The sequence below is a fragment of the Brevibacillus borstelensis genome (assembly GCF_003710865.1).
Taxonomy (GTDB): domain Bacteria; phylum Bacillota; class Bacilli; order Brevibacillales; family Brevibacillaceae; genus Brevibacillus; species Brevibacillus borstelensis.
Genome location: NZ_RHHO01000008.1, coordinates 47,815 through 69,085, shown reverse-complemented (window position 1 = coordinate 69,085; position 21,271 = coordinate 47,815). Strand labels below are relative to the sequence as shown.

Annotated in this window: 22 protein-coding genes and 1 pseudogene; 13 read left to right on the top strand and 10 right to left on the bottom strand. The window is 47.6% G+C overall.

Features of this window, described 5'->3' with window-relative positions:
- Positions 1-326: 326 nt before the first annotated feature.
- Positions 327-1,286 carry an IolE/MocC family protein gene (locus tag EDM54_RS04175; RefSeq protein WP_122957810.1) on the top strand — a complete coding sequence of 320 codons (960 nt, stop codon included), beginning with the start codon at positions 327-329 and terminating at the stop codon, positions 1,284-1,286.
- 2 nt (positions 1,287-1,288) lie between these two features.
- A complete protein-coding gene (locus EDM54_RS04170) occupies positions 1,289-2,017 on the top strand; it encodes a hypothetical protein (protein ID WP_003391146.1) in 729 nt (242 codons plus the stop codon).
- A 173-nt stretch (positions 2,018-2,190) separates the two neighbouring features.
- On the opposite strand, the gene EDM54_RS04165 is transcribed toward EDM54_RS04170, so the two are convergent.
- From EDM54_RS04165 to EDM54_RS04135, 7 genes are all read right to left on the bottom strand, one after another.
- Entirely contained in the window at positions 2,191-2,595 is a 405-nt protein-coding gene (locus tag EDM54_RS04165) for an acetylxylan esterase (RefSeq protein ID WP_122957809.1), read from the bottom strand.
- Positions 2,596-2,705: 110 nt separating this feature from the next.
- Positions 2,706-3,377 carry a restriction endonuclease gene (locus EDM54_RS04160; RefSeq protein WP_122957808.1) on the bottom strand — a complete coding sequence of 224 codons (672 nt, stop codon included), beginning with the start codon at positions 3,375-3,377 and terminating at the stop codon, positions 2,706-2,708.
- A gap of 47 nt (positions 3,378-3,424) precedes the next feature.
- Positions 3,425-4,171 (bottom strand): NERD domain-containing protein, encoded by a 747-nt coding sequence (locus EDM54_RS04155; RefSeq protein WP_003391152.1) that lies wholly within the window; start codon positions 4,169-4,171, stop codon positions 3,425-3,427.
- 88 nt (positions 4,172-4,259) lie between these two features.
- Positions 4,260-5,156, bottom strand: coding sequence for a hypothetical protein (locus EDM54_RS04150; RefSeq protein ID WP_003391154.1), 897 nt, complete (start codon positions 5,154-5,156; stop codon positions 4,260-4,262).
- Positions 5,157-5,490: 334 nt separating this feature from the next.
- Positions 5,491-6,039 (bottom strand): GNAT family N-acetyltransferase, encoded by a 549-nt coding sequence (locus EDM54_RS04145; RefSeq protein ID WP_039071415.1) that lies wholly within the window; start codon positions 6,037-6,039, stop codon positions 5,491-5,493.
- 464 nt (positions 6,040-6,503) lie between these two features.
- A complete protein-coding gene (locus tag EDM54_RS04140) occupies positions 6,504-7,061 on the bottom strand; it encodes a GNAT family N-acetyltransferase (protein ID WP_003391160.1) in 558 nt (185 codons plus the stop codon).
- Positions 7,062-7,085: 24 nt separating this feature from the next.
- Positions 7,086-7,721, bottom strand: a complete 636-nt coding sequence (locus EDM54_RS04135; RefSeq protein ID WP_122957807.1) for a TetR/AcrR family transcriptional regulator — start codon at positions 7,719-7,721, stop codon at positions 7,086-7,088.
- A 552-nt stretch (positions 7,722-8,273) separates the two neighbouring features.
- On the opposite strand from EDM54_RS04135, the gene tnpA reads away from it, so the two are divergent.
- From tnpA to EDM54_RS04110, 5 genes and pseudogenes are all read left to right on the top strand, one after another.
- Complete coding sequence (gene tnpA / locus EDM54_RS04130; protein ID WP_122957806.1) at positions 8,274-8,684, top strand: IS200/IS605 family transposase; 411 nt, start codon at positions 8,274-8,276, stop codon at positions 8,682-8,684.
- A gap of 2 nt (positions 8,685-8,686) precedes the next feature.
- Complete coding sequence (gene tnpB, locus EDM54_RS04125; RefSeq protein ID WP_122957805.1) at positions 8,687-9,778, top strand: IS200/IS605 family element RNA-guided endonuclease TnpB; 1,092 nt, start codon at positions 8,687-8,689, stop codon at positions 9,776-9,778.
- Between the two features lie 55 nt (positions 9,779-9,833).
- Positions 9,834-10,354 (top strand): annotated as a pseudogene (locus EDM54_RS04120) (bifunctional transcriptional activator/DNA repair enzyme AdaA).
- Positions 10,355-10,406: 52 nt separating this feature from the next.
- A complete protein-coding gene (locus EDM54_RS04115) occupies positions 10,407-11,324 on the top strand; it encodes a DNA-3-methyladenine glycosylase family protein (RefSeq protein WP_122957804.1) in 918 nt (305 codons plus the stop codon).
- Positions 11,308-11,793, top strand: a complete 486-nt coding sequence (locus tag EDM54_RS04110; RefSeq protein ID WP_024985431.1) for a methylated-DNA--[protein]-cysteine S-methyltransferase — start codon at positions 11,308-11,310, stop codon at positions 11,791-11,793. Before EDM54_RS04115 ends, EDM54_RS04110 begins: the two co-directional genes overlap by 17 nt.
- Before the next feature lie 169 nt (positions 11,794-11,962).
- Here EDM54_RS04110 and EDM54_RS04105 read toward each other — a convergent pair whose 3' ends face one another.
- Positions 11,963-12,562, bottom strand: a complete 600-nt coding sequence (locus EDM54_RS04105) for an undecaprenyl-diphosphatase (protein WP_039071617.1) — start codon at positions 12,560-12,562, stop codon at positions 11,963-11,965.
- A gap of 296 nt (positions 12,563-12,858) precedes the next feature.
- Here EDM54_RS04105 and EDM54_RS04100 point away from each other — a divergent pair, with 296 nt between their 5' ends.
- The 3 genes from EDM54_RS04100 (at position 12,859) to EDM54_RS04090 (ending at position 15,823) form a co-directional block, all read left to right on the top strand.
- Positions 12,859-13,266: an SRPBCC family protein gene (locus EDM54_RS04100; protein WP_024985433.1), complete on the top strand. Its 408-nt coding sequence runs from the start codon at positions 12,859-12,861 to the stop codon at positions 13,264-13,266.
- 45 nt (positions 13,267-13,311) lie between these two features.
- Positions 13,312-15,126, top strand: coding sequence for an oligoendopeptidase F (gene pepF / locus EDM54_RS04095; RefSeq protein WP_122957803.1), 1,815 nt, complete (start codon positions 13,312-13,314; stop codon positions 15,124-15,126).
- 268 nt (positions 15,127-15,394) lie between these two features.
- Positions 15,395-15,823, top strand: a complete 429-nt coding sequence (locus EDM54_RS04090) for a VOC family protein (RefSeq protein WP_003391183.1) — start codon at positions 15,395-15,397, stop codon at positions 15,821-15,823.
- A gap of 213 nt (positions 15,824-16,036) precedes the next feature.
- Here EDM54_RS04090 and EDM54_RS04080 read toward each other — a convergent pair whose 3' ends face one another.
- Positions 16,037-16,585, bottom strand: coding sequence for a cysteine hydrolase family protein (locus tag EDM54_RS04080; protein WP_003391184.1), 549 nt, complete (start codon positions 16,583-16,585; stop codon positions 16,037-16,039).
- A 142-nt stretch (positions 16,586-16,727) separates the two neighbouring features.
- On the opposite strand from EDM54_RS04080, the gene EDM54_RS04075 reads away from it, so the two are divergent.
- Positions 16,728-17,093 (top strand): winged helix-turn-helix transcriptional regulator, encoded by a 366-nt coding sequence (locus EDM54_RS04075; protein WP_003391188.1) that lies wholly within the window; start codon positions 16,728-16,730, stop codon positions 17,091-17,093.
- A 281-nt stretch (positions 17,094-17,374) separates the two neighbouring features.
- Here EDM54_RS04075 and EDM54_RS04070 read toward each other — a convergent pair whose 3' ends face one another.
- Entirely contained in the window at positions 17,375-18,184 is an 810-nt protein-coding gene (locus EDM54_RS04070; RefSeq protein ID WP_122957802.1) for a class I SAM-dependent methyltransferase, read from the bottom strand.
- 323 nt (positions 18,185-18,507) lie between these two features.
- Here EDM54_RS04070 and EDM54_RS04065 point away from each other — a divergent pair, with 323 nt between their 5' ends.
- Positions 18,508-20,769 carry a TrbL/VirB6 family protein gene (locus EDM54_RS04065; protein ID WP_122957801.1) on the top strand — a complete coding sequence of 754 codons (2,262 nt, stop codon included), beginning with the start codon at positions 18,508-18,510 and terminating at the stop codon, positions 20,767-20,769.
- A 10-nt stretch (positions 20,770-20,779) separates the two neighbouring features.
- Positions 20,780-21,157, top strand: a complete 378-nt coding sequence (locus EDM54_RS04060) for a hypothetical protein (RefSeq protein WP_003391469.1) — start codon at positions 20,780-20,782, stop codon at positions 21,155-21,157.
- The last annotated feature ends 114 nt before the right edge of the window (positions 21,158-21,271 follow it).

Here is a 21,271-nt window from a genome sequence, read left to right as displayed (position 1 = left end):
GCAGGGTAGTTTATTGAAATTAGCCGGATAAAGTAAGCCGAATGCCAAAGAAAGAAGAACATCGGAAAGCCGTATGAGGGAAAACCTCACGTACGGTTTGATGAGGGGGAGCTGAAATGAGCAAGGCGACCATACGGTCGCCCGAAAGTTTCAGTTCTCTACTCTACAAAAAAGGGAAAGGTCGGAACTTGTCGAATACGGGAGAGGGATGAATAACGGTAGTGTGATCAACACCCAAAGTGATAGGCAAGCCGTTCGATCCATACGTGTGCACAGAAGAGGGATGAAGGGGAAGGCTGCTTATCTCTCGCGATGAGGTGACCGTGATGAACCGTTTTTTGATTGGCCAATACGCAGGTTTTGACGAGAAAAAATACAAGCGTGATTTCCGGGACGGCTTTTACGGAATCGAAGCGTGTCTGTTTTCCGCACCGGAGGATATCGCCAAACTGGTCGGGGAGTCAAAGCGCAGGGGCTTTCGGATCGGGGTGCACTTTCCGTTTCGCTCCGGCTTCTCCCCGCTGAGAGACGCGCTTTTCCTGTCTTCTGATGATGAAATTCGAGCCAACGCGTACGCCTATATCGAGAACGAGCTGGCGTATTTATCCGCTTCGGTCCAGCCAGAATATGTGCTGTTTCATTACCCCAAACCGGTTATCTTGGACGACAGGGTAGATTGGGAAAAATGGCGATTTTACGATTCGGCGGAATACATGTATGAAAGTGCCTGCAGCTTTGAAGAGACAGCGGCGAAAAGCGAGGAGCTGTTTCAGTGGCTCACGGAGAAAAGCGTACAGTACGGCTTCGTCCCGGTGCTTGAGTTCGACGCGCTCAATCGGTATGTGTACGAGGCCGATTTTTTGGAAAGCTTGCTCGTGCGCTATCCGGCCATCAAGCTATGCCTGGATACGGGACGGCTCTTTTTTCAGGAAAAGCTGGATCCGCATTTCCGGGCCAAAGAGGTCATCAAAAAGTACGCCAAATATGCAGCGACGATCCATCTATGGACGCTTCGGGTGAATGAAGAAGGGGATTTACAGCACTATCATTACCCCGTGCTCCCTGATCAGAATCCTGCGGACGGATGGGCTCCCATCGAAGAGTATTTGAACATCATCGCCGCAGAGAACGACAGCGTGCGAATCATGTTCGAGCACCGCTCTGACCTGATCGATGATGAACAGTTGGAAAGCTGCTATGCATGGGTCGCAGGCATCATCGACAAATCCGCGGGCAAGGGAGCGGTAGTGGAAACGCTGCAAGAGCGGGAGGAAAGGGAGCAGTAGACGTGAAGAAAATTTTTTGGCTATTCCTGTGCATGTATCTAGCAGTTGGCCTTACCGGGTGTGAATCGGACAGCTCGCTGCCCAAAGCGGGAAAGGGCAATCTGGCGCAAAGCGAGCATTACCATGTATACGGAGGCGACACGGAGGCAATGTACTACCGGCCGGTTGAATTCAATCAGGTGTTTCCGTATCTGCCTGAAAAGCTGAAGCAAAATGCAAAGCTCATCGACCCGGGCAAGCTTCCTTTTCCGGTGGGAAAACAAAACGCTTATCTCGTCAGCTTTCAAAGTGGACAAGAAAGCGGACATTTGCATCAGGTGCAGTTCTCCTATTTAAAAGACAAGGACGAATACGGCAGATATGGCAACGAGTTCGTTATCGTCCGCATGACGGAAACAGCTTCCGATCCTTTTGTGGGGTTCGTCGGGCGCAAGTCAGGGACGGATGATATGGGAAACAGGATTGAAGTGGAGACCATTGGCGACGACAATATACGCCTGTACCATCACATCCTGCAAACAGGAGGCGGCTACGTGTACTCCTACTATGACTGGGATGAGCAGAAGCGCTCTGTCCAAATGGTGAAAACCATGGCAAATGAAATCGATTTCTACCACAACGGGGTCATGTATCAAATCGGTTATTTGGTGAACGGGAATCAGTTTGACGAAAATGTGCAGAAGCAGATGGTGGCGCTTGCCAAGGAATTGGTTGCGGACGAGGAAGGATAAAGGATAAAGAGGCGGAAACCTGGAGTATTCATTAGCAGGTTTTCGCCTCTTCTATTGCGGGACAGCCGCGAACACGCTGGGATTCTCGATCTGCTCGTTTTGCATGGAAAGCCAATACCTCCTGCCGCTTGGCTGGATTGTGAAAATGGCCCGTGCAGACAAACGTTACTTTTTCAAATGATCACGCAAAAATGCCAGCTGTTGTCTTCGCTGCTGTGCTGCCCCCTGACGAGCATGCCGAACGCAGCATAGCCGTGCAACGCCCAATTGACCACGTCATGGATGCCGCCGTCGAAGCACCAGTCATAGCCGTGATAGAGAATCAGCCCCGGATGTGCGCCCGGCTTGTCCGGAACGGCGAAATACCCCTGAATCCTTGCACCTCCAAATCCACGGTAGCTGAGCTGATACAAGCGAACACCGTCTGCGGGATGTGTCAGCGGCGCAAGTTCATAGGTGAGCGGTTCCTGATCCAGAAGCGCTTTGGTGGCTTCCCAAAAGTCTGCAAAATCGTCTTTTCGCGTAAGCGCCGGACGGTATGTCTGCAATTGGTCCAATGGCAAATCATATGGCTGCATGAAAAGTTCCTCCTGTGATCTGCGATGAGTAGAGCAGCTTGGTGGGAATGTACGTTCTTAGTATAAGTGAAAAAAAAGCCCTTTCCACAATAAGGAAAGGGTGACGAACGTCAGCTCATATTTTTTGCTTTTTCCTTTCTCCAACGTCGAATCATATCATGGACTTGAGCCCCATTAATTAATGTAATATTTAGGGGACCTGCGATTTCTATTGCTGTCTTGGTAAAATGGCTTGTTGTGACAATCCAAGCGTCATAGCAACCGTACACCTGCTTGCCAGCCTTTAATCGCAGCACTATGTCATTTCCTACGTTCTTTTTCCAGCGTTTGCACTGTACGGCGATCTTGTAGCCTTTCTTATCTTGGAGAATCAAATCAACCTCGTTATCCCCTGAACCTCCAACCCTTTCTACTTGATACCCCTTGTCTCGGTAATAAGCTTCCATTAATCTTTCAAAGTCCGGTCCGGAAAGGGAATCAATATCTGCGGTTAACAACTCTTGATCCGAAAGTGGCTTACGAGATTGTTTTTCAGTTTTGTGATTTCTCTTGGTTAGTTCTTTCTTTGCCCCATTCTTTTTTTGCATTGCTTTTCCTTGATTGTTTACCCTAGCTAACCAACTTCCAATGATTACAGACAAGACGAGACTAACGCCAATAGAACCGAAGAAAAATAGGTAGCCAAGATTATAGGCAAAGCAAATTGATGCCGAGGAAATAACGAGTATCCCCCGTATCAGGTTTTCAATATTCGTTAATTCTTTTTTTGACCATTTCGCCATAAGATGTCAGCCTTTCCGGTGCTACTGAACAAGTTAATCATCTGTCGTCAGGCACGATTTTTGAGGGTGAATTTGCAACTTGGATAGTTTGAACATCCAATAAATTTTCCGTATTTTCCATTCCGTTCAACTAATTCTCCGCCACAAGAGGGACACAGATTATTTTTTATACGTTGATTACGGATTTCATTTTCTTTTTGCAATGTTTTGGCGTGTTTTGTTCTCGCGTCCTTATCCTGCAAATTATATACGGCGAGCTTCCGAACAATGGCTTCTCGATCTGCTTTCGAAAGGACGGGATCTTTGTACGAAAGGATATTTTTAACGAGTTGACTAGTATAAATGACTGTTGAAGAAACACTCACTTTCAGAGTAGCTCTGCCGCTAAATACTACGATGGGGATGTAACGGATGTTTTCAAACTCCGATAAGAGAGCTTTAAGTGCTTCCACATGTCCTTTGTTTTGCCAGATTGGATTGAATAGTCGTGCTTTCTTTTTATAAATGGTTTGTGTCCAATATTGGGAATTCTCCGTACCGGTGATCCAACCTTTATAGTTTTTTGTTTCAATCACAAAAATACCGTAAGCTGAAATGACAACGTGGTCGATTTGTGTTGTTTTTCCTTTTGTACCAGGAATGAGTAGATCATTAACGAGATAATATTCATTTGGATCGAGTTTTTTTAGGAGAAGTTGCACAGTTTTTTCTCCGACAAATCCTTTTACCGACGGATGCTTCAAAATAAAGGCGATGATCAGCAGAATTATCAGAAGCGTATAAGTAAACGCCATGTTTGTGCCTCCAAACTTTCATTGCGTCAATGGAAAGCTGCTAAAAAATCAAGGCTTCAATGGGAGCAACGTTTGTTATCCCGGGAAATTAATAAGCTTGTATACCAAATTTCAGTAATTTTTTTGGAAAAACGTCATCTAGATTTTGAATATCTGCATCCGTCAGTTCGATAAGATGAAACCCATATTTTTGATAGATGTCCAACTTTGCTTTTTTTCTGTCGAGGTATTTTGGGTCATTTTCCATCCCCCAATATTCGATATAAACCTTTCCTATGGGGAGGTAGAAATCACAATACACATCCTCTTCGATCGGCAATTTTCGTTCGTAGGCATGGACGATTTCCGACATATACAACCAATTATCGATGATCATCTCCGCTTTCGAACGCACAAAATGGCCATCAGCGGTTCGATGCTTCGCTTCAAATTTTTCCCGAAAACTTACATCGTTTTGTTCCTGCACCTCGTCTTTTTCTTCCATAGGTTCACCAATCAATTGCTGAAAGGTTTCAACAAGACGCTTGTTTTTTAGGATGCTCTCCGGCCAGGTTACATAGGGGATTCCGGTTTTTTCGTACTCCAACTGCTTTCCGCCAATGCTTTTGCCTAAATTCGTTAATATCCATCCTTTCCTGTCTCTTTCTACCCATCCTAGTTCCGACAGAATCGGATTAATACGAAACTTGGAGATGTTAAAAATTTGACTCAATGCAGTGGCGTTTATAAATTTTGTCTCCGGTTTATGAAATGACTCTAGAAAATCCTTGTCTTCATGAATGTTTTCTGGCCATACAATCCAGGTTCCTCGTATAGAGTCCGATCTCAATTGTCCATCTTTCATTTTTCCTTTTTCCGTCAAACACCAAGTATCATTTTTTCTTTCAATCCAGCCCATTTTCATTAATAGAGAAAAAAGCTCACTGGTGGGAATGTTTATTAATTTTGAAAGAGCGGTTGTTGAAATGTACTTCGTATTACCCATTTCCTTCCTCCTGAAATACATCCCTGTAGTGCAGAGGGAATTATTGTTCATAAAAAAACTAGTTCAAATTACATGGTTCGTCAAAATAATACTAAAACCTTCATTATTTGGCAAAATAACTGTAAATAAGTGGTTTTTTTAACCATAAAATTTCGTAACCTAGTACCTTTCATTGGTTCTACTTACTTAGGACTGATGGTATAAAAAGAAAAGGGACGCGGCCCGGTGGTCATTAGTATCGACCAAGGGTTCACGTCCTGCTATTTGTATGGGTTGCTTTGGAAGGCAATCACGGTAATGTCTCTTGTCTTTCTATTAGCGGCTATGCGCTTCTTCAGTTGCTGTCATCCTTATTCACAATCGCAAGGATCTGATGATCCTCCCATTTGCCGTTTATCTTCACGTTTTCCTTGGCGATGCCCTCCTTGTGGAATCCTGCCTTTTCCAATACCTTCATCGATCTGAGGTTGTGCGGCATGACGCCGGCCTCAATCCGGTGCAGCTTCAGCTCGTCGAAAGCATACGATACTACGAGACGGACGGCCTCTGTCGTATACCCTTTCCCATTGTGCTGCTGGTCGAGATAATAGCCGATCCAGCAGCTTTGCAAAGGGCCGCGTACGACCTCTGACAGAAATACGCTTCCGATCAATTCTCCTGATTTTAGCAAAAAAATGCCAAAGGAGTAATACTGATCGAGAGCCATCCTTTCATTGTTTTTGTTTATCCGGTCAAGCTGTCCTGCCAACGTGTAAAACTCCGGTTCGCGCAGAGCTGTGTAGGTTTGAAAAAAGTCCCGATTCCGCAGTTCCAGATCGAGCAGAGCTTCTGCATCTTCGGCTTCAAACGGTCGTACAAAAATCAGATTGCCTTTTCGTTTCATTTAGTCGGCCTCCCTTTTTCAAAGAAATAAAAAACACCACAGGTACTCCCTGTGATGCCGGACAGCAAAACGATGAAAACCACAGGGAAGCGACCCGTGGCGTTTTCTTTTGAGAAAATGCTAATCAAAGGATGACGAGTCGCATGGATATCCAATTTTGGACAGACCTCTCCCTTGGTTAGCTGCAGAAAAGAAAACGGCAGTCGAGTACCCGATGCCTTTGGACAACGACAGAAGCGATCTTTTTTTCATCAGCGGCACTCTCCTTTCGCGTTTTCTAAATTGTATGATAACAGGTAAAGCTTCTCGGCGCAAATGATGCTGCTTTCATAAAAGGGCGGCCGTAGTCAGTAACGTCTTGCTCAATAAAATGAGGCTGCAGCAGCAGAGAGTGTCTTGTCAAGCAGAAAATGACTGTAGCTTGACAGTCGAGCTTACGAACCGAACGCACAAAGAGGGAGCCTTCAACTGCCCGGGACGGATCGCTTGCTCGTCACATATTCCTCCTGAAGAATCCCCATATGGCAAATGTCATGCCAGCGACCATCTCGATAGAGACTCTGACGTGAGCGGCCCTCGTCCTTGAAACCAAGCCTTTCGTACAGTCTGATCGCTTTTTCGTTAAAGGAAAAAACACGCAAGGATACCCGGTGCAAATTCAATTCCAAAAAGGCGTAGTCGAGGAGGAGCTGCAAGGCTTCCCTTCCATAGCCTTTGCCCCAACATTCCTTTTCTCCAATATCGATGATGCATTCTGCGTTGCGGTTTTTGTAATCCAGGTTGATCAGCGACGTAATCCCGACCGGTTTTCCCGATTCCTTGTCGACGATGATATAGCTCTTTCCGGAAGGCGACCCCAAGATCACCTGGTTTACAAACGAGGCTGTCTCCTCGAATGTAAACAGATCGAGAGTCGGACTGGTTGATTGCATGACAGCAAGGTCGTTTCTCCATGTATGATAGACGGCTGCATCATCGGGGGTCATTTTTCGCAGGCGAACTCTTGCGGATTCAAATAGCATCAGGCTTTCTTCCTTTCCTCTGTTTTATGAAGGGCTTGCTGTTTCTTCGACCGGGCAAAGCATTTCCTTCAGCGAAAACAAAAGCACATCGATTTGAGCGCTCACCCGCGTCTTTTCCGGGCCCAACTGAAAAGTGTCCAGCATCAAGCCATCGATGAACGAGATCAAATACAGAGCAATCGATTCGGCAGGCAGGCGGGGCTGAAGCTCCATCCGGGCGGTCCCCGTTTGGACAAAATCGACGATCGCTTCGGCCATACGCTGGTAGCGGTCCGTCAAATAGCGGCGGCTTTCATTTTCCGGTTGGCTGTGGATGGATAAAAAAAACTCCGAATTGGCCAGCAGCAGTGAGCGTTCGATGGCTTCGATCTCTTTTTTCTGCTTTTGTATCCAGCTTGTCAACTGCTGCCAGGCTGTGGACGTATCGTCTGGATCGAAGAAGTGCAGTTCTTGTTCATCCTCGTGCCGCAGCAGCTCGCGGTAGACATGCTCGATGTTGTCGAAGTAGGCGTACAAGGCCCCTCGCGAAACTCCGGCTTCATCCATGATGTCTTGCATCGTTGTCCGGGTGTAGCCCTTTTTCATGAAGACTTGCTTGGCGGCACGGAGCAGTTCCAGTCTTTTTCGATTTTTATAGTCCTCGCTTACTCTTGGAGCCATAAGCACTCCTCCTTTCGCAGGGGATCATGTTTGTAAAAAGGGAGAAAACGCAGGGTAGATAAAGTATACACTCATGTCGTTTTTGTGATTATAAACGACACTAATGTCGTTTTTCAAGCGCAAGCTCTTTCTGCAACAGGAAGCCCAGGGCAAGCTCGATCATAAGAGCAAGAAAAAGGATGAATGTGATGATCTTCCTTGGTAAAGTTGTTCTATCTGCTGCATCCTTGAGAGGCATTGCATAAGAGCTGAGGCCGGGGTTCCACGTCGCATGAAACTTCCCAAAAAGGCAGGAGCTGAACGATGACGAATCATGTGAATCTCACATTTGACGAGAAGTGGGAAATTATTTTGGCCTGTGATCGCTCATATGACGGGTTATTTTATCATTCGTGCCGTAAAACCCCTTGCTTTAGCTATGGGGATATAAGGAACTTTGCTCTATATCCTCGTTAGGGGATGCTAAGAGCAAAAAACAAATAGTTCTTTTTTGCATCGTTGTTAGATGTGTACCACATATCTAACGAGATGTGGTATCATTAATCATAGGTGATGGTTTTGAGTAGATCAGTGGAAAGCAACCGCAATATCATATTTGACTGTAAATATCACGTTGTCTTTTGTCCAAAGTATCGTAAAAAGGTTTTGATAGAGCCTGTAGACATTCGATTAAAAGAGCTGTTTCTTGAAAAGGCGATGGAGCTACGTACCGAAATTGTTGAAATGGAGATCATGCCTGACCACGTTCATTTACTCATCAAGTGTGACCCAAAATTCGGAATTCACCGAGTCGTAAAACATTTGAAGGGCTATACATCCAGAGTGTTGCGAATGGAATTTAAACATCTCAAAAGCAGGCTCCCTTCGCTATGGACAAACTCCTACTTTGTTGCCACCGTTGGAACTGTTCAACTGGATGTGATCAAGAAATACATTGAGTCTCAAAAGGAAAGGAGTGATTGAATATGCACAGAGCGTACAAATTTCGTCTATATCCAAACAAAGAACAAGTGATGCTCATCAATAAAACAATCGGCTGTACTCGCTTTGTATTCAATCACTTCCTTGCAAAACGGAAAAATGTTTACGAACAGGAAAAGAAAACGCTCAACTACCACGAATGCCCTGCCATGCTAACACAACTAAAAAAAGAGATCGAATGGCTAAAGGAAGTGGATTCGACTGCCCTGCAATCCACATTGAAAGATTTGGATTCTTCTTACAAAAAGTTTTTCAAAGAGAAAAAAGGCTATCCCAAATTCAAAAGCAAGAAGAACCCGAAACAATCCTACACATGCAAAATGAATATCAAAGTGGAAGGAAATCGCATCAAACTCCCTAAACTTGGATGGGTTGAGTTTGCAAAATCAAGAGAAGTCGAGGGACGTATCCGATCGGCTACGATCAGACGAAATCCTTCGGGAAAATATTTTGTGTCGGTATTGTGCGAGACTGATATTCAACCACATCCGCAAATAGAACAGACTGTAGGAGTTGATCTTGGTATCAAGGATTTCGCCATTCTGTCTACTGGTGAGAAGGTAGCAAATCCCAAGTACTATCGTAAGTATGAAAAACAACTGGCGAAGTGGCAACGAATTCAATCACGTAGACAAAAAGGCGGTAAAAACCGTAATAAAGCACGCATCAAAGTAGCTCGTTTGCATGAGAAGATTGCAAATACCCGCAATGACTTCCTGCATAAGCTGACAACCAAGCTGATTAACGAAAACCAAGTGATCTGTTTGGAAGACTTGCAAGTGGAAAATATGGTCAAAAACCACAAGCTGGCAAAATCCATTGCGGATGCTTCATGGTCTATGTTTCGCACGATGCTGGAGTATAAGGCGGAATGGTATGGTAGAACGATCTCCATCGTCGGGAAGCAATACCCTTCCAGCCAACTTTGCTCCACTCCAAATTGCGGATACCGCAACAAAGACGTGAAAAACCTGAACTTGCGAGAATGGACTTGCCCGAAATGTGGTACGAAGCATGATCGTGACGAAAACGCAGCCATCAATATTGAGCAAGAAGGACTTCGACTGTTGGCATAGCTAACTGAACTGTGGGACACACAGGGATAGCTTGGTGAATTTCACTCCGTTAGGAGTGACTACCCAAGAATCCCCTGCCTTTAGGCATGGGGAGTGTCAAACCGCAGTCAAAACGACGAAAATATATTGCCGTCCGTCCTGTCGGTCGAAAAAGCCGAAAAAAGAAAACGTCGTCTTCTACCAAAGCATCGATGCTGTAGAAAAGGCAGGCTTTCGCTCGTGCAAAAGATGCCAGCCCGATGTCGAGCTTCTCCGCAGATCGAGTTGGTAACCGCGGTGAAGGCGTTTTTCGTGGAGCATTATAAGCAAAAGCTTATTTTGCAGGATATAGCCAGGCACGTCGGCGTCAGTCCGCACTATTTGGAAAGACTGTTTAAACAGGTCACGGCGGAAACTCCCCGCAGCTACTTGGAGAAAATCAGAGTAGATAAAGCGGCACACCTCCTTGCCAACACAAGGCTTACGAACCTCGAAGTCTGCTACGAAGTCGGTTTTCAAAGTCCGTCCAACTTCTACAAGGCATTTCGCCATGTCAAACAGTGTTCTCCGAACGAGTATCGCATGCTCGGGAGTTAGCACGTACTTTTATGTCTTTGCATAGTCAACGTCTTCGCGAGGGGGAACGATTATGAATTGGACCTGTCATGGATCTTCCATTGAACTCTTTCCGCCCAGGGAGTTCCATTTCGGCGAATGCCTCGTTTTCTTGGGCAGATCAGAGCTGGAGGTTCTGTATCAGATCAAAGACGGGTATTTGTACAAGCTGGTGAAAGTCGATCAAGAGCTTGTTCTCTTGAAAATCGGGTGTGCGGGTCAGACGATTCGCGTTGATTTTCCCTTGGGAACCCCGTCCGAGCAGGTGCGTGAAAAAGTGGCGGCGTACGTATGGGAATGGTTTGATTTGGAGCAAAATTTGAGCGGCTTTTATGAAATGGCCCGTCAGGACAAGGTATTGCATCAGCTTGTCCAAAACTATTACGGATTGCGGATCATTCGCATCCCCGATTTATTTGAAGCGCTCACGTGGGCGATTATCGGTCAGCAGATCAATCTGCCGTTTGCCTACACGTTGAAAAAGCGATTTGTTGAGCAGTTTGGAGAAAAGCTTGTTTACGAGGGGACAGTCTTTTGGTTGTATCCTGCCTTTGACAAGATCGCAGCTATTGACATCAATGAGCTGCGAAGCCTGCAATTTACGACCAGGAAGGCGGAATACATCATTGAGGTCGCGAAAGCGATGGCGACGGGGCAATTTACAAAAGAAAGCTTGCGGCACATGAATGATCGCCAGCATGTGCAGAAAACGCTGCTGGGCATTCGCGGAGTGGGGTTGTGGACGGCGGACTATGTCATGATGAAATGCTTTGCTGATCCGGCAGCCTTTCCCGTAGCGGACGTCGGACTGCAAAACGCATTGAAGTCCCGGCTCGGGTTGCAGCGCAAGCCTACTGTCGATGAAATCATGGACTTGGGAGCAAATTGGGAAGGGTGGCAAGCATACGCTACCTTTTATCTGTGGAGGTCTCTGTATGAGCAAGCTGTATAAACTGGATTACGATTCGCCGATTGGTGTGCTGGAGCTGATCAGTTCGGATGACAGTGTGCTTTCCATCATGTTTCGTGAGGGAGGCGAGCCGCGGTATGCAGCCAGCGATGATACCCCTCAGGTGTTGAAGGACTGCTATCGGCAGATGGAGGAGTATTTTCAAGGAAAACGCCGGGAGTTTACGTTTCCCTATACGCTAGACGGGACTGGCTTCCAAAAAACAGTGTGGGAGGCTTTGACCAGAATTCCCTATGCCCAAACGGTTGCGTATAAAGACATTGCAGCCGACATCGGGAATGAGAAGGCGATCCGGGCAGTGGGACATGCCAATAGCAAAAATACGATCAGCATCGTTGTGCCCTGCCATCGCGTGATTGGCTCGGACAGAAAGCTGACCGGATATGCGGGGGGAATATGGAGAAAGGAATGGCTGATTCAGCATGAAAAAACGTTTAGAACCGACCAGTGACACATACGATTCAATTAGGGCCCGTAACCGTTTTTTCCCCGATCCGCATTCCTTCCTCAATCACTCCCGGGCTATGGCGCATCGCAGCCAGTAGCTGCTGCGATGCTATGTGATGCACTGCAATAACGCAACCCGCTTTTGGAGCCCAATCATAAATGCCCATCTGCTTCTAAAAGTTCGTCGACTTCTTTTTTGCGGGCAGAATGCGGCCTTCCACTTTTTCATAAAACGAAAGCAATTGCTTGATAAAAGAGAGCTTCGGTACAGCCCAATAGCTGACCAGAGCGGCCAGCAAGCCGAAAAGCGCACCTGTTGCGACGTCAATCGGATAGTGGACGCCTACCATAATCCGGGAGAGGGACACGCAGATAGCGACTGCAAGCCAGAGCCACCCTTCCTTTTTGCGAACGAGCAGGAAGGATATGCAAATGGAGAAAAACAAGATCGTATGGTCGCTCGGAAAGGAATTGTCGATATCGTGTTCAATCAGCGTATGGACGTCCGACAATACAGCAAACGGCTGGTTATGGAAGTAAAACTGCCCTGCCAACTTTCCGAGGATTTCAGCCAAAACAAAGGCTGCGACCGCCTGAATAACCATCATGCGGTTTTGATTCGATCTCGTGAACCAATACACGAGCATTCCCGCTGCCAAAACGTACATCATATATTCCGCAAAAAAGACGGCGATCGGATCCAGCGCGGCGTAATGCTTCCCCAAATCATTGATCCATCGAAACACTTCGATATGTAATTCCGCAAAGGACATGACTAGATTCCTCCTAAACTCATGCTTAATACGCAACTTTTAGGAAAACGCGTGCTCAGCAGTTTTCCTACCTAATAATTTACAGATGGAGCTTTGCTTGTGAAATCGAACTTTCTTACAAAACACCGCGTTAATCTTACATTTTTGTAAGCCACCCCACTTTTTCTCCCAAACATAGGTTCAATCGAAAATGATCGTGCGAAATGCAGGAAGAAAACAGGATAGGATACGCCTTGTATGGAAATGAAAGAGGAGATGATTGGGGGAAAATTCGAAAAAAGACGGGAGAAGGCGAAATGAACCAGAAAATCGTCGGGAAGACAAAATCGGTGGGGTTCCAAATTGGCGTAAGGAGAACGCTACCCGTCTCGCAGGAGAAAGCGTGGGAGCTTCTCACCTCGGCAGAAGGGCTGGAATCTTGGCTGGGAGCGGGCATCAGTGTCATGCTGCAGCCGGGGCAGAAATATTATTCTGACGAAGGGACAGGTGAATTCCGGATTGTCAAACCGCTCCAGCAGCTCCGCCTTACTTGGCAGAAAGAAGGGTGGCAGCGGCCTTCTACTGTTCAGGTTCGCCTAATAGCGAAGGAGGCAAACAAGACGACAATCAGCTTTCATCAGGAGCACCTCGCTGACGAGAAGGTCAGAGAAGCGATGAAAGAACATTGGGAGGCTGTTTTGGACAGGATCAGGGAAAATATCTAACGCTTTTGCATGGGCAGTTTAAATTGACGGAAGGAGACATTTCACATGGAAAAAACGGTAGAAACGCGTCCGACCCGCTCCGAAGTGCCTGTCGAATTGACTTGGGATCTCCGGGATTTATTCGCGTCTGACGAAGCCTGGGAGGCTGAGCTGGCAGAAATCGAAAAAGCCGCAGCGGAAATGGCAGCGTACAAAGGGAAGCTGAAAGAAGGGGCAAGTGTCTTGCTCGCATGCTTGCAAGCCCAGGAACAGATTTCGATGAAGCTGATCAAGGCCTGGACTTTTGCCAGCCTGCGGCAATCAGCGGATGGAACAGACCCTGTCAATCAGGCGAACTCGTCCAAGCTTTCCGCAGTTCGGACAAAGGTAAGCGCCGCCTTGTCTTTTATCGATTCCGAAATCCTTCGGCTGCCGGATGGAACAGTGGAAGCCTACATCCAGCAAGAAGCAGGGCTTGAGCCTTTCCGCCGAAGCCTGCATGAGCTTCTGGAGCAGAAAAGGCACAGGCTTTCCCCGGAAACGGAAGAAGCCCTCGCTGCACTCGGAGAAGTTCTGGAAGCGCCGTATCACATCTTCAGCATGAGCAAACTGACGGATATGCAGTTTTCCCCGGTAGAAGACGAGAAAGGGAATGAATTGCCCGTTTCGTTTGCCTTGTTTGAAACCCGTTATGAATTCTCGCCCGACGCCGAGCTGCGCAAAAAAGCGTACGACTCCTTTGTCCATACGCTGCAGCAGTACAAAAATACATTTGCCGCCGTCTACGCGACGGAAGTGAAAAAACAAGTGGCCCTCTCCCGTCTCAGAGGGTACGAATCGGTCACGGAAATGCTGCTGGAGCCGCAAAAGGTTTCGCTGGAGATGTACAACAATCAGCTCGATATCATTGTCAGCGAGCTTGCTCCACATATGCGCCGATACGCCCGACTCAAGAAAAGAGTGCTCGGCCTCGAGACCGTGCGCTTCTGCGACTTGAAAGCGCCGCTGGACCCGCATTATCATCCCTCGGTCTCCTACGAGGAAGCGAGCAAAATGATCCTGGATGCTTTGCAGGTAATGGGGCCGGAGTACCTTCAGATCATGGAACGGGGATTGACGGAGCGATGGGTGGACCGCTCTGATAACATCGGCAAATCGACGGGGGCCTTCTGTTCGAGCCCGTACGGAGCCCATCCATACATCCTCATAACCTGGCAAAACACGATGCGCAATACGTTCACGCTGGCGCATGAGCTGGGGCATGCGGGTCATTTCTTCTTGGCGAACAAGAGCCAAAGAATCATGAATACCCGGCCGTCGCTCTATTTTATCGAAGCGCCGTCTACACTGAATGAGCTTCTCTTGGGACAGCATATGCTGGCAGGTACGAATGAAAGCCAAATGCGCCGCTGGATTGTGCTCCAACTGCTCGCGACGTACTACCACAACTTTGTTACCCACGCCCTCGAAGGGGAGTATCAGCGTCGCGTCTACCGCCTGGCAGAAAAGGGTGGAGCACTTACGGCGGCTTCGCTTTCCGAAATAAAAGGATCGGTTCTCTCCGATTTCTGGGGGGATGCTGTCGACTTGGACGAAGGCGCCCGCTTGACCTGGATGCGCCAGCCGCATTACTACAAGGGCCTTTATCCGTACACGTACTCTGCCGGATTGACAGCGTCTACGACTGTCGCCCAGATGATCCGGGAAGAAGGCCAGCCGGCCGTGGAAAGATGGCTGGACGTCCTGCGTGCAGGCGGAACGATGAAGCCGCTGGAACTGTTGCGGCATGCCGGTGTGGACATGTCGAACCCGGAGCCGATCCGTAAAGCTGTCGCTTACATCGGATCGCTTATCGACGAGCTGGAACGTTCCTTTGAATAGTGGCTAACAGGCATGGACGCAGGGGGCTCGTCCCCCTGTTTTTTAAGGCAGGAAAGTCGGGGGGGTTTCGTCGAACGTTCGAACAGATAGACTAGCAAAGATGTTTTTCCCTAAACCTTCCAGTTGCCTGCACTATACGGCCGAGCGACTATCGGACTGTAAATATCTTTTTGCTACGTAAGAAGATAAGAGCGTTTAAAATGAAGGAGCTTCGGATATAGTAGTAGATAAAAGAAGGAAAATTCGGATAACGAGGAGTTGTTTGATGATGGCAAAACGACTGATCCCCTATTTGATGATGGACGGAAATGCAAAGGAAGCGATTCAATTCTATCAAACTGCTTTGGGAGCGCAGTTGCTTTTCAGCCAGACCTTCGGTGAAATGCCGGAAAATCCGGAGTTCCCGATGCCGGCAGAGGCAAAGGACCGGGTAGCGCACGCAACAATCAAAGTTGGCGAATCCGAGCTGATGTTCTCCGATACGTTCCCGGGTCAGCCGCACAACGTTGGAAATCAAGTGACGATCTGCATTACAACGAACAGCCCGGAGGAAGCAAAGCAACTGTATGAAGCCTTGCAGCAGGGCGGTCAAGTCAACATGCCTCTGCAAGAAACGCATTTCAGTCCAGCCTACGGGATCGTCACGGACAAGTTCGGCGTGGTCTTCCAGGTATACGCGGAAAGTCACCACAGTTAACATTGTGCAGGTTAATTGAAAAAAGCGCATAGGGAATCCATAAAAAAGAACGGCCAGCTTCGCAGCTTTTTACAGTTGGCCGTTCTTTGTGTATGTTCCGAGCGGGCTTTGTCAGCTGTGCTTTGCCATTTTCTTTTTTTCGGAGTGAGAAGGAAGAAAGCTGTCAGAATGCCGACTGCCAAATTTGCGGCAGAACGATTATAATGGAAAAACTTAAACCATGTCATAAAGGCTGCTAGTGTCAATTACCCGGGCAAAGGTATCCTGCAATGATGCCATAAAAGTATCATGAACGGTTTTTGCAGGAATCACTGTATCGTTCCATACCAAATCCTTGGTGGCACACGCTTCACTGAGCAATATCACTTCATAGCCCAAACGATGCGCGGTTCTCACAGTCGAGTCAATACATATGTGGCTCATCATGCCACAAATGACTAACCGCGTTACTTTCATCGACTCAAGATGTTTTTGCAATTCAGTTTGAAAAAAGCTGTCTGGCGTATGTTTCACAATCACTTTTTCGTCAGATTGGGGCTTTACGCGTTCATGAATGTTTATCCCGTCGGTATCGGGCAGAAAAAAGGCAGCCTCTTTCTCCAGAAGAATGCACTGAATATGGACAATAGGCAGATTCTTTTCGCGGAACAGCGACAATGCTTCTTCTGCGTGAGTTACCGCTTTATCGGGTTGGAATAATTCATTTCTCCCTCCTTTGAAATAATCATTTTGAATGTCTACCAATACCAACGCTGTATTCATGGTACATGGCTCCCTTCCGCAGGTTAAAGTTGTTTCTAAACAGCATTGTAATTTCAGTAAATGGAATGGTGAATTACCCACTTTTTTGTGGGTATGGGAAAGGATCTTTTGCGTCTGATATGATTACACAGAGGTGAGTTCCATGATCATTCGAGAGGTATGCACCTGCCCTTTGGAAATTGTTCACGACATTATAAAAGGGAAATGGAAAACAATGATCATCTATCAATTGAAAGACGGGAATATGTCTTTGGCTCAACTGGAGCGAGAAATCGACCAGATAACCCAAAAGATGTTGTTACAGCATTTAAGAGAACTCAAATCTTGTGGGATCGTCGATAAAATCAAAACGGAAGGGTATCCGTTGCATGTAGAGTACTTTCTTACTGAACGCGGGAGAAAGCTGTTGGACGCGGTACTGATCATGCAGGAGATCGGCATTGAATACATGGTGGAACGGGGGCAAACCGAACTTCTTGATCGCAAAGGCATCAGTTATAAGATTTGAAACATGAACTTTGTTCAATTTGAATGGATGTCTTGCTAAATGAATTTGCCCGTTTGCGCAATCATTCAAGTGAGTCTCAAACATGATGGTTAGTGGACAATCCACCGTCGACTGCTCCATCCTTCCAAACAAAAAGCCAGTCCAAACACGAAAAAAGTTTGAGACTGGCTTCGTTTCATGAACGACCTTTACCACAAAACAACGCTACAGAGGGAACCTTCTGCGACGTGTTTAGCCACATCTCGAAAGGCAGCATCAAAATCCTTCTTCAACGCGGCAGCTTATTTATCCCTTACTCCCTCAACAGCCAACATATACATCGTTAAAGCTTGGGCATCCCGGATTATCCATTCCCGGTATTCGCTTTCCGCTGCTACATATTCCTCTTCCGTTATATATCCGTCTCTTTTCATCTGGACGCCTCTGCTTGAAGCGGTATCCGCCCAAATGCCAATTCTATTTTGGAAATCCGGGTCCGATCGCTTCATGACTTCATGTTGGGGCGTTATCGTGATTTCTTTGAGGCCGCTTGCTTGGAACAAATCTGAAAGGCGGTCGGCAATTCCGTTGTCCATTCCTGCATCGGAACGCCATTTCAAATATGCCGAGTAAAAGGCGAGCATACTCGCGGGCGGCTGCGGCTCCCATTGTATTTTTTCATGATTATAATCGGCAGCCACAATCCTTCCACCTATTTTTGCAGCCGATACCATTGATTTCAAAGCCTCTAGCGGATCAGACAGCCAGATCAAAACGCGAGCCGAGGCAACAATATCAAATTCCTGCTCACAGGCAAGCGTGTAAATGTCACCTGTTTCAAAAGTCAACCCCGGGGTATCGCCATGAGCTTTCCGGGCTTTTTCGATGAGGGCCGGATTGCTGTCGATTCCGACAACACGTCCACTCGGACCTACCGCTTCGGCGATTCCGCGTGTAATGGCTCCAGTACCGCAGCCAACATCAAGAACGGTCATTCCTTCCGTCAGGATTTGTGCAAGCCTTCTGTGGGATGTTGCCAATGACCGCGAATCTAAAACATTGGTCAGCTTTCCCGACAATTCCGCACGATTTCGAGCAGTATTTGTGTCCATGTGGAGTCCTCCGTGACCAATCAGATTTTTCCACTTATTCTACCCCTGCGAGTGGTATAGATAAAATATTAAACTTTTATTAATTCGATAGGTATTAACTATAGGTTTGCGAGAGAACTATCGTTTTTGCTGTCTGGAGATGACCAAGGAGGGTTGAGCGGAAACATATGATAATTTGCAGGGAGCCGTTGTCCCCCCTAATCCATAGTGCCTACAAGTTTTTCGTACTTTTGCTGGATGTAGCCTCTCCATCCAAATACTACCATATGAAAAAGAGACGATTGCAGAAAAAGGAATGTCCGGAGAAATAAGGAGGAGCACTGGTGATTCGGAAGCACTATTTGTTATTGATTCTGGCAATGATTCTTTGCCTGCCGCTGGCCACGTATGCAGCAGACAAGCCAAAGCCAAACATGCTGCGCGCAGATGAGCGAAATGATGCGATTTCGGGCGGAACAGCAAAAGCTGGGGCACCTCCCGACGAGCTGATGAGATTCAGGATCATGTACGCGACATATGCGGAAAGTATGTGGGACGGGCGGATACCGGGCCATTTGCACGGGGATGGGGACGACTTGGGCAGAGGCGGAAACAACCTAGGCAAGGGTGGAGACGACCTGGGCAAGGGTGGAGACGATCTAGGCGGAGACGGAGACGATCTGGGCAAAGGCGGAGACCCGGAGCACGGTACTCCGACCCATGAAAACACCCGCACTCCTTTTGACCCCACAGCCAGCGATCATGACCCAAAAAGCGGCGACTCCGATGGGAAAGGCAATGAGTTGAAAGCAAAAGAGGGCAAGCCAGGCTTTTGGGACTGGCTGATCGGCGGAGCCTCCGAAGCGCTCGACAAAGGCTTGGAGCTTTGGGAGTCCACCGTGGACAGCGTAAAGGAAACAGTGAGGGACGCCATTGACACCGTTGTAGATACTGTGAAGGACGTCGTAACTACCGTCGTAGACGCGGTCGTCGATGCAGGAAAATGGGTCGAGGACCACTGGGAGGTCGTGTTGGTCACGACAGCAGGTGTCGCCCTCACCGTGGGCGGCGTGTTCTTTCCGCCGCTGCTGCCGTTTGGCGTCTCGATCCTGGTCGGCGAAGGGATTTCCGGTGTGATCGGGTACGCCTTTGGCATGCGCGGCGATGAGCTGCTGCGGGAAATGGCGCTTGGCGGCGTACTGTCGGCAGCGGGCTTTGGGGCCGGCGCTTTAATTGGAAAGGCGGCTACGGCAGTCGCTCGCCTCAAACCGGTGGCAAATGCCCTTGGCAAAGCATCCGCTTTGACGAGCCGGGCTACCAGCGCTGTCCGGACCGCCGTTGGCAAAGGAGCGCAAGCGGCAGGGGCGGCAGCCAGATGGGTGCGGCAAACCTCGGTTGGCCGTGCCGCAGCCCGCTTGGGAACACAAGCAGCAAATGCGGTACGGTCGGCAACGAGCGCGGCAGGCAAGGCGGGGAATGCTCTTCGCAGCGCTCTGGCAAGCACAGCGAAGCAAGCAGGCGGCGCTCTGAGAGCAGTTACAGCACGCATCGGGCAAACGCGCCTGGCCCAGAGCGCAGCGTCTGTGGCGAAGAATGTAAGAAGTGCCGCCAGCAGCGCAGGAAATGCCGTGAAAAACAGCAGTGTGTACCGGGCAGTGGCCAGCCTCGGACGAAATACGGGGAAAGGCATCGGGAAGCTGGCAAGCAACGTGGGAAGCGGCTTGCGTACCGTGGCGAAGACGACGGGCAGCAAAATGCAGTCCATCGTCCAGACCGTGAAAAAGACGGCACCTGTCCGGGCTGTCGCAGGGTTCACTCGAAAAGCAGGCACGCAAATCAGCCAGAGCTTCCGGCAAATCGGCAGTGCGATCTCCCGCAGTTTGGCAACGACAGTCCTGCGGAGCAAAACGGCGGGGGCTGGCGAAGGCTTTGCGGTCAGTGTGATGGATGACCGGGCGCGTGGGGAAAAGGTGGATTACCGCAAGGCGGTAATTGCTGCGGCCATCGGGGCGCTGCTGGTGACCGGCGGGTCGATTGGACTAAACAAAGCGTATTCTACCGGGCAGGAAACGGCGCAGGCTGTGGTGAAGAGCAGTACTGAGCAGGCCGAGGATAGTTTGGAGGGGATGCTGCGGGTCGAGCGGCAAGTTGATCTTGCCAAGATGGGAGCGAAAGCTCCTACGGGAGACAATATAAACAAGAATAATATCATTAAAGCGCTTGAGGGGACCACCACTCAGTCTACTAAAATTGCTCAGGCTATTAAAAATGGAGACATTAAAGTTAGCATACTTGGAGATGAGCTATTTGACAGGTATTTTGGGGAAGAATTGGCATTGGCAGTAGGTGATAAGATATATCTTCGGAAAAGTTCGGGTAGCTTGTTAAGTGAAACAGTACATGAGGGAACGCATGCTCTTGATTTCAGAAATATGTATGGGTTTGAAGGAACGAAGACAGAATGGCAATGGGAAAAACGTGCATGGTTTTATGAACGTCAGTTCCAGAAAGCAACAGGTGGGAAAGTTGAGTTTGAGAAAATTGAAGACATGCTAATGCACATATATCTTAATTATAAAAATAAACCATATAATCCGTACGAGTAGGTGATAAAAATTGGATGAATTTGTTCGGAGTATGCTATTTTACCTAAAAAATGGTGAAAAATCCTCATTATTAGAAACAGCAGAAGAGAAGATAGGCAGTGATATGCTAAGAGGTGTCCTGCTTAATATTGTTAATTGGTTAAAATTGGAGTATAAAAGAGTGCATATATGGGATCGAAGAAGTATGTATTCCAAACCTCTTAGCCTTAATGAAAATTACCCATGGTGTAAAAACCTTGTAATTTTGGTTCAAGAAGATAAGTTGTTTGGGAAATATTTCGTTATTGAAAAAAATGGTCTTTACTATAGTTTTTTAGTTGATGAAGAAACCCGTAACATAGCTCGAAAAATAGCCTTCGAGGGTTATAATCCACCAAGAATGAGTTGAATAAATTCTTAAGTTCCAATTTTACTATCTTTATATTTGCTCGTTGGGAAAAATTTATCAGGAAGGAAAACCTAATAGAAATCAATTTTTATGAACTATAAATAAAGACAAATG